Below are 9,011 nucleotides of genomic sequence, written 5' to 3' on the forward strand. Positions count from 1 at the left end.
CCGCGAAATGGAATTCCACGTCGTGATTTCGCCGGATCTACAGCACTGGCTTCCGTTTGGGCGCAACCTGAAGCGCCGCATCGCGGGTGGCACGGTCGGGGAGGTCGGCGCCGGGACGCGCAACCGTGAGCGCCGACGAGAGCGCCGCCAGGCCCAGGACGTCGCCCAGCGTGTCGTAGCTGATCCCGTAGAGGTCGTCGCGCCGGTTCCCGCCGAGCAGGTCTCCGTCCCAGAGCGCGTCGATCAGACCGGCCATGAATGCGTCGCCCGCCCCAACCGTGTCGACCACCTCCACACGACGGGCGGGGATGCGCTGCTCGCCCGCCGCGCACACGGCGAACGCTCCGTCGGCGCCGCGCGTGACCGCGACGATAGCGGGACCCATGGCCAGCCACTGCTCGGCGATCTGCTCTGGGGGCGTCCCGGGTTCGAGCCACCGTAGGTCTTCGTCGCTGGCCTTCACGACGTCGGCCCGCGCGACCATCGCCTCGACCCGGGCGCGGGCCGCGTTGGGATCGTCGATCAGCGGTGGCCGGATGTTCGGGTCGTAAGTGATGGTCGAGATCGGCGAATACGCGTCGACGATTGCGGCGACGGTCGCGCATCCGGGCTCCAGCACTGATGCGATTGAACCGGTGTGGACGACGCAGGGCTCGCGCGTGACCGCGAAGGCGCGTTCCGAGAGTCGCCACTCGATATCGAACATGTATGTGGCTGAGCCGGATTCATCGAGAGTCGCGAGCGCTGTCGCGGTTCGGGCCGCCTCGACGCTGCCGTCTGCGAGCCGCGCCCCTGATGCGCGCAGGTGCTCAGAGATCCGCCGGCCGCGCTCGTCATCGCCGATCCATGTCAGGAAGTCCACGGACCGGTCCAGCCGGGCGAGCCCGACGGCGACGTTGAGCGGGCTGCCGCCGACGTGCTCGCCCAGTGTGCGACCGTCGCGCATCACGACGTCGATCAGCGCTTCCCCGACCACTAATGCGTTGTCGCTCATCGGTTTCCCTCCGTCAGGTCACGCACCGCCGCGTAATGTTCGCGCACCTCCGGCGTGGCGTCGGCGGTGAACTGCTCGGTCGGAGGCGGCTTCCAGTGTGGTGGGTGTGGCGATCCGCTCGACGCCCACGCCGCCTGCCGCGCGGCGCCGACGGCGACGTACTCGGCGGGGCTCGGCACCAGCACGGGAACGCCGAACACCGCGGGCGCGATCTCACGCACGGCGCGCGAGCGGGCACCCCCTCCGATCATCAGCACGCGGCGCATCGCGATGCCGTGCGACGTCAAGTGCGAGATGCCGTCGGCGAGAGCGCACAACATCCCTTCAACTGCCGCCCGCGCGAGGTTGGCGGGCGTTGCGTTGGGTACCCTCAGCCCGTGCAATGCGCCAGTTGCATTGGGCCGGTTCGGGGTTCGCTCACCTTCCAGGTAGGGCACCAGCACCAGCCCCTCGCTGCCCGGTGGTGCGGACAGCGCGAGGCGGCTCAGGTCGTCGTGGTCGACGCCGAGCATGGTCGCGGCGGCGTCGAGCACCCGCGCGGCGTTCAGCGTGCACACCAGTGGGAGGTATCGCCCGGTTCCGTCGGCGAACCCGGCGACGAAGCCGGTGTCGTCGCGCACGGGTCGCGGCGAGACCGCTGACACCACTCCCGACGTGCCGATCGATACGACGATGTCACCTTCATCGGCCGCCAAACCCAGTGCGGCAGCGGCATTGTCGCCTAATCCGGCGCCAAGCGTCCGGCCGTCGGCTGACATCGTCGCCGCGCCTGCGGCGAGCACGTTGGGGAGGGCGGGCCGTCGGCCGTGCATCGCGAGCTCGACCAAGTCGGTGCGGTAGTCACCTGTCGCGGCGTCGTAGTAGCCGGTGCCGCTCGCGTCGCTGCGGTCGGTGGTGAGCGTGCTGATGTCGGAGCCGCCACCGAGCTGCCAGGTGAGCCAGTCGTGCGGCAGGCACACCGCGGCCGTGCGGTCGGCATTGCCGGGTTCGTGGTCGGCGAGCCAGCGGAGTTTGGCCACGGTGATCGCCGCCAGCGGGACGACCCCGACGGCCTCGGCCCACGCCCCCGGGCCACCGAGTTCGTCTATCAGCTCCACCGCGGCCTCGGCCGACCTCACGTCGTTCCACAACAGCGCGGGCCGCACGGAGCGGCCCTCGGCGTCCAGGCACACCATCCCGTGCTGCTGGCCGCCGACCGACACCGCGACGACGTCGTCGAGCCCGCCGGCCGCCCCAATTGCCTTCTGCAACGCGGATTCCCACGCCGCAGGGTCGACCTCGGTGCCGTCAGGATGAGCGCAACGACCTTCTCTGATCACCTCGCCGGTGTCTGCGTCGCAGATCAGCACCTTGCACGACTGCGTCGACGAGTCGACGCCGGCGACGAGGTCCTGTCCTGCTCCTCGCGTCCGCACGTCCTGTCCTGCTCCTAGCGTCCGCGCGTTCATTCCGACTCCTTCAGCAAGGCCTCCAGCGTTGCCCGAGAACCGTTGCGGTGCAGAGAATCGAGTGCCCACAGGTATGGTTCGACGAAGCGCGGCTCGTCGACGAGATCGCCGAACACCGCGCGGTTGGCGATGAACGCCTCCGGGTCGTCGCGCTGCGAGCGGGCCAGCGGTACCAGTGACTCGGCGAGCCGGTCGACCACCTCGATCGGCTCGCCGTCCTCGTCGACGCCCTCGGCGTAGCGCGCCCAGCTCGCGACGGTCGCCGCGGCCAGCCGCACCGAGCGCCCGGAGCTGAGGTTGTCACGCACCACCGGCAAGAGCCACTTCGGGATCCGGTCGGACGACTCGGCGCACAGCCGGGCGACGGTGTCACGGACGTAGGCGTTGGCGAACCGCTCCAGCAGTGTGTGCTTGTATTCGACGAGGTCGATGCCTGGCACGGGCTCAAGCGTCGGCGTCGCCTCGGAATTCATATAGCGGCGCAGGAATTCGGCGATCACGGGGTCTTGAGCAGCATCGTGCACGAGGCGGTACCCGGCAAGGTAGGCGAAATAGCAGAGGCTCTGATGGCTCGCGTTGAGCAGACGCAGCTTCATCATCTCGTAGGGCGCGACATCGTCGACCAGCTGCACCCCGGCCTTCTCGAAAGGTGGCCGGGCATCGGCGAAGTCGTCTTCGAGGACCCACGATGTGAACGGCTCGGTGGCCACCGGCCATGCGTCGGTGACGCCGAAGTCCTTTTCCAGCTGCTCCGGGATGTCGGGTGTGGTGACCGGGGTGATCCGGTCAACCATGGAGTTCGGAAAGCGAATGTGGTCGCGCATCCATTGCGCCAGTAGGGGATCGGACAACTCGGCGTAGGAGATGAAGGCGCGGCGCGCGACGTTACCGTTCTCCACGATGTTGTCGCACGACACGATCGTCGGGGCCGGCACGTCGCGGTCTCGGCGACGGGCCATCGCGGCGGTGACGAGCCCGAAGACGGTCACCGGCGCCTCGCGGGCCTCGAGATCGTGCCGTACACCGGGGTTTTCGGTATCGAATTCGCCATCGTCGTCGCGAATGTTGTACCCGCCTTCAGTGACGGTGAGGGAGATGATCCGGATGCTGGGATCCGCGAGTAGCTTGATGACGGCTTCGGGATCGTCGGGCGCATAACGGAAGTCGACGATCGAGCCGATCACGTGCGGCTCTCGGGTGCCGTCCGGGTGCTCGATGATCAACGTGTACAGCCCGTCCTGGCCCATAAGCGCGTCCCGCATCCGCTTGTCGCCGGGCAGCACCCCGACGCCGCAGATTCCCCAGTCGTTGGCGAGTCCCTCGTTCAGCAGCCGATCGACATACATGGCTTGATGGGCGCGGTGGAAGCCGCCGACGCCGAAATGCGCAATGCCGACATTGACTTGGCTGCGGTCGTACTGCGGCACTGAGATCTTCAGTTCGGGCAGTGCCTTCTCGTTCAGCTTCACTGCTGCACCTCGACTATCGACTTGATGCTCCCGGGGACTCTGTCGGACTCGAGCGCCTCGGCGGTCTTCTCCAACGGATACCGTGCCGTGACCATCGCGTCGAGGTCTACCCGTCCGGAGCGCACCAGTTCGATCGCGGTCGGCCAGGTGTTGGCATACCGGAACACGCCCGTGAGGACCAGCTCACGGTTCTGGATGAGTTGCACCGGTAGCTCCATCGTCGCGGCGCCCATCCCGACCAACACGATCCTGCCCGCGGGCCGGACGGCGGAGATGCCGGTGCGCACGGCAGCGGCGGCGCCCGACGCGTCGACGAACGCATCCACACCGAGACCGGACACGTCGTCGACACGCGGATCCAACGTGGCTGTGGCGCCGAACCGCGCTGCGAGCTCGCGACGGCTCGGGTCGAGATCGGTGACGACGACGTCGGTCGCGCCGAACGCCCGTGCGACCTGCGCCGCCATGATCCCGATCGGTCCTGCACCTGCAATCAGCACACGCGAACCGCCGGACACTCCCGCCTTGGTGAGCGCGGCGATGCCCACCGACAGCGGCTCGCACATCGCGGCGGCGGCATCCGACATCGAGTCAGGGATGGGATGCGCAAACGCAGCGCCGATGGTCACGTATTCACACAGGGCGCCGTCGATCGGCGGCGTCCCGTAGAACTCCATCTGCGGACACAGGTTGTAGTGCCCGCGCCGGGTTTCGTCGCTGTCGGGGTCCGGACGTTGCGGCTCGATCGACACTCGCTGCCCGACCAGGTCGTCGCGCACGCCCGTCCCTACGGCTACGACCGTGCCCGCCGCCTCATGACCCAGAATGAGCGGCGATTCGACGACGAACTCGCCGATCCGGCCTTCGCGGTAGTAGTGAGTGTCGGAGCCGCAGACGCCGACAGCGCTGACCTTGACCAGAACGTCGCCCGGAGCGGGAGCCGGGACCGGGCGCTTTTCGAGCTCGACTCGTCCCGGTTCGATCAGCACCGCCGTTCTCATTTCCGCGGGTTTACCAGCGTCCTTCAAGGGCAATGTTGTCTGCGTCACAGTTGCATGTTAGCGTGATGAGCATCTCATCGCACCCATGAGCATTTGCTCACGGGGCGAAAGACGGGAGGCGACGTGGCCGGCACAGCGGTGGACGAGGACGCGATGCCTCCCACTGGAGCTGTGGAGCCGGTCCCGTCATCGGCGCCGCCTGTCGCGAATCCACCGGAAGATCTGCGCCTGGCCCTGCGCGCGGCCACGTTGTACTACCTGGACGGACTGACGCAGGCGGAGGTCGCGGAGCGCCTGGGCGTGTCGCGCCCGACGGCGGGTCGCCTGGTGGCGCGGGCGAAGGCCAACGGTCTCGTCCGCATCGAGGTCGTGGTGCCGCCCGACCAGCAAGACGACCTGCACGCCGATGAGGAGCAAGAGCTTGAGCACATCTTCGGCCTCACCGAGGCCGTCGTAGTCGGCGGGAGCATCGATAGCAAAGGCGCTCTTGACAATTCAGCTAGCTGGGCGCCGATAGGGCGAGCCGCCGCCCGGCTAGTGGTGCGGCGCCTCGGGGCGAAGGAGACGCTGGGCTTTACGTGGGGCCCCGAGGTCGTAGCGGTTGCTGCAGCGTTGCCCCCCGGGGTGACAACCTGCCAGGCGATCGTCCAACTGGACGGCGCGATGAGCACGGTCAGCTACCAGACGGGTGCCGAGTATGTCCTCGGGCGATGCGCTGAACAGTTGCAGGCCAAGATGATTCGTCTGCCGGCCCCGCTGTATGCGGACATCGAGACGGTGGCTTCCCTGAAGAGAGACTCGTTCATCTCCCGTGCGCTCGAAGCGGGCCGGACCGCCGACATGATGATGTTCGGGGTCGGTGCGGTAACCACGTCCACGACGCTGTTCGAGGGCAGTTTCCTCGATACCGACGTGCTGAAGGCCGTCACGGCTCATGGAGCGGTCGGCGAGATCGGCGGACGGTTCTTCACCGAGAACGGCGAGATCGTGGAGACCGAGTTACCCCATCGCACAGTGTCGGTGCCCCTCGAAGACGTCCGGCGTTGCGCGTCGACCGTGCTCATCACCGGGGGCGCGGCGAAGTACCAGGCCGCGCTCGGCGCGCTGCGAGGTGGCTTCGCGCGATTTCTCGTATGCGATGTCGCCTGTGCGCGTTGGCTTTTAGCTGAACAAATTGGGAAATGAGGATGGCATGATACGGAAAATCCGTGCTGCGATCGCCTTGCTGGCAGTCGCTTGCCTGACGCTGACGGGGTGCGCCGGCGCTGGGTCGTTCGGCTCCTCGGGGAACACGGTGACCATCGCGATGGTGTCCAACTCGCAGATGAAGGATGCGATCAAGCTCTCCGGCGAGTTCGAGAAGCAGAACCCCGGCGTGAAGCTGCGCTTCATCTCGCTGTCGGAGAACCAGGCCCGCGCGAAGATCACGATGTCGACGGCGATGGGCGGCAGTGAGTTCGACGTGGTGATGATCAGTAATTTCGAAACGCCGGAGTGGGCCAAAAATGGCTGGTTACTGAATCTTTCGGAGTATATGAACGCACCGGGCTATGACGCGGAGGACTTCATTCCGTCGCTGCGGGAGTCGCTGTCGTATGAGGGCAATATGTACTCGGTTCCGTTCTATGGCGAGTCGTCGTTCTTGATGTATCGCAAGGATCTCTTCGAAGAGGCCGGTATCAAGGTCAACCCGGACCCGGCCTATCAGCCGACCTGGCAGGAGGTCGCGCAGTGGGCGGACAAGCTCAAGACTGAGGACAGGGCCGGCATCTGCCTGCGCGGCAAGCCGGGCTGGGGCGAAGTCTTGGCCCCGCTGGACACCGTCATCAACACCTTCGGCGGGCGCTGGTTCGACGAGAGCTGGAACGCCCAACTCAACAGTCCTGAGGTGAAGAAGGCCGTCAACTTCTACGTCGATCTGATCAAGCGTTCCGGTGAGTTAGGCGCATCCTCGGCGGGATTCCAGGAGTGCGTGAACCTATTCGGTCAGGGGCAGACCGCGATGTGGTATGACGCGACGTCGGCGGTTTCGGTGCTGGAGGATCCCAAGACGCACCCGGAACTGGTCGGCAAGATCGGTTATCTGCCCGCTCCCATCGTCGAGAAGCGCGACGTGGGTTGGCTCTACACCTGGTCGCTGGGAATTCCCAAGGGCGCCAAGAATCCTGACGGCGCCTGGAAGTTCATCGAGTGGATGACCAACAGGGACTATATGAAGCTGGTCGGAAACAAGCTCGGCTGGGCCCGGGTGCCACCTGGCAGCCGGACGTCGACCTACACCCAACTGCCGGATTACCAGGCGATCTCGAAGTCCTACGGTCCGCTGACTCTGCAATCGATCAACAATGCGACCCCGAACAAGCCTACGGTGCAACCGGTTCCGTACACCGGCGTGCAGTTTGTCGGGATCCCGGAATTCCAGGATCTCGGGACGCGGGTGAGTCAGCAGATCAGCGCGGCGATCGCCGGACAGAAGTCCGTGGACGACGCGCTTGCCCAAGCACAGGAGTACGCCCAGGTCGTCGGCCGAACCTATCAGGAGAAGTGATGACAGTTACCGTGGAAACCGAGGCTGACGCCAGCCAAAGTGCTGTCGCCGAACGGGTTCGCAAGATCCGCGCGGCCCAGGGCGCCGGAGTGAGTCGAGCCGAGGGGTGGCGCAGGCGTGGTCCGCTGTTGCCTGCGTTGATCTTCATGATCGTGGTCACCCAGATCCCGTTCCTATTCACGCTGTACTACTCGACGTTGTCGTGGAACCTGGTGCGGCCGGGCTCGCGGCATTTCGTGGGGCTGAACAACTACATCGCGGTGGCCAAGGACAGTCAGTTCTGGTCAGTGGGGCTGAACACCGTCATCCTGATCGTCGGGGTGGTGTTGATCTCGGCGTTCCTCGGGTTGCTGCTCGCGCTGCTACTTGATCGCGCCTTCGTGGGCCGGGGCGTGGTGCGCACGCTGCTGATCACCCCGTTCCTGGTGACACCCGTTGCGGCGGCATTGATCTGGAAGACGACGATCCTCGATGCCACCAACGGCATTCTCAACTGGGCGCTGTCGCTGGTCGGTATCGGCAAGGTGGACTGGATCGGCCAGTTCCCGCTGCCGATGGTGATGGTCGAATTGATCTGGCAGTGGACCCCGTTCATGATGCTGCTGATCCTCGCTGGCCTACAGTCGATGCCCCGAGATCAGTTGGAGGCCGGCCGCGTTGACGGTGCGGGCTCGTTCCAGCTGTTCCGCGAGTTGACGCTGCCGCACCTTCGGCGGTTCATCGAACTGGGCGTCGTGCTCGGCGCCATCTATCTGGTCAACACGTTCGACGCGATCTTCATGATGACGCAGGGCGGGCCCGGGATTGCCAGCTCGAATCTGCCGTTCTACATCTACCAGCGTGCGTTCCTGGGGTTCGACATGGGACAGGCGGCGGCGATGGGTGTCGTGGTGGTTATCTTCACGATGGTCATCGCCAGCTTCGCGCTTCGGTTGATCTTCAAATCATTCTCCGGCAAGGAAGAGGCGGCTTAACGATGAGCGCTCGCGCGAAGAGCAACGATATGACTACGACCGTGGAAAGTGCTTCGGCCACAACTGTTCCGGCCGCGGCAAGGAAGAAGAAGTCTCGCAAGTTCGACGCATGGGGTGCAGTGGCCTGGATCGTCGGGCTCGGGTTCTTCTTTCCAGTGTTCTGGATGGTGCTGACAGCCTTCAAGCAGGAGAATGACGCTGCGACAAGCCCGCCGAAGCTAATCTTCACCCCGACCCTGGATCAGTTCAAAGCGGTGTTCGAACAGGGCATCGGCCCGGCGATGCTGAACTCCATCTTCGCCACCGCCATCTCGACCATCCTGGTGCTGCTGCTCGGCGTGCCCGCTGCGTTCGCGTTGTCGTTGCGGCCCGTCCGCAAGACATCTGACGCGCTGTTCTTCTTCATGAGCACCAAGATGCTGCCCATCGTCGCGGCGATCCTGCCGCTGTACGTGATCGTGTCCAACATCGGCCTGCTGGACAACATCTGGGCGCTGATCATCCTCTACACCTCGATGAACCTGCCGATCGCGGTGTGGATGATGCGGTCGTTCTTCCTGGAGGTGCCCGGGGAACT

8 protein-coding genes are annotated in these 9,011 nt (G+C 65.6%); 4 read left to right on the forward strand and 4 right to left on the reverse strand.

Features of this window, described 5'->3' with window-relative positions; all coding sequences use genetic code 11:
• Positions 1–37 precede the first annotated feature (37 nt).
• The 4 genes from QOH60_RS12420 to QOH60_RS12435 are packed head-to-tail and all read right to left on the reverse strand — an operon-like array spanning position 38 to position 4,912.
• Positions 38–994 carry a carbohydrate kinase family protein gene (locus tag QOH60_RS12420; protein ID WP_526420655.1) on the reverse strand — a complete coding sequence of 319 codons (957 nt, stop codon included), beginning with the start codon at positions 992–994 and terminating at the stop codon, positions 38–40.
• Entirely contained in the window at positions 991–2,442 is a 1,452-nt protein-coding gene (gene xylB, locus QOH60_RS12425; RefSeq protein ID WP_526420657.1) for a xylulokinase, read from the reverse strand. The genes QOH60_RS12420 and xylB overlap by 4 nt, the downstream gene beginning before the upstream one ends.
• Positions 2,439–3,911 (reverse strand): mannitol dehydrogenase family protein, encoded by a 1,473-nt coding sequence (locus tag QOH60_RS12430; protein ID WP_526420659.1) that lies wholly within the window; start codon positions 3,909–3,911, stop codon positions 2,439–2,441. The genes xylB and QOH60_RS12430 overlap by 4 nt, the downstream gene beginning before the upstream one ends.
• Entirely contained in the window at positions 3,908–4,912 is a 1,005-nt protein-coding gene (locus tag QOH60_RS12435) for an NAD(P)-dependent alcohol dehydrogenase (RefSeq protein ID WP_526420667.1), read from the reverse strand. Before QOH60_RS12435 ends, QOH60_RS12430 begins: the two co-directional genes overlap by 4 nt.
• 153 nt (positions 4,913–5,065) lie before the next feature.
• On the opposite strand from QOH60_RS12435, the gene QOH60_RS12440 reads away from it, so the two are divergent.
• The 4 genes from QOH60_RS12440 to QOH60_RS12455 form a co-directional block, all read left to right on the forward strand.
• The gene (locus QOH60_RS12440) at positions 5,066–6,097 is read left to right on the forward strand and encodes a sugar-binding transcriptional regulator (RefSeq protein ID WP_526420669.1); all 1,032 of its coding nucleotides are present in this window, start codon (positions 5,066–5,068) and stop codon (positions 6,095–6,097) included.
• Positions 6,098–6,104: 7 nt separating this feature from the next.
• Entirely contained in the window at positions 6,105–7,460 is a 1,356-nt protein-coding gene (locus QOH60_RS12445) for an ABC transporter substrate-binding protein (RefSeq protein WP_526420661.1), read from the forward strand.
• Positions 7,460–8,434, forward strand: coding sequence for a carbohydrate ABC transporter permease (locus QOH60_RS12450; RefSeq protein WP_526420663.1), 975 nt, complete (start codon positions 7,460–7,462; stop codon positions 8,432–8,434). The genes QOH60_RS12445 and QOH60_RS12450 overlap by 1 nt, the downstream gene beginning before the upstream one ends.
• A 29-nt stretch (positions 8,435–8,463) precedes the next feature.
• The coding region (locus tag QOH60_RS12455) for a carbohydrate ABC transporter permease (RefSeq protein WP_526420665.1) at positions 8,464–9,011 on the forward strand (548 nt) is incomplete at its 3' end.

Origin of the sequence: Mycobacterium sp., from assembly GCF_032159765.1 — a bacterium.
GTDB lineage: Bacteria > Actinomycetota > Actinomycetes > Mycobacteriales > Mycobacteriaceae > Mycobacterium.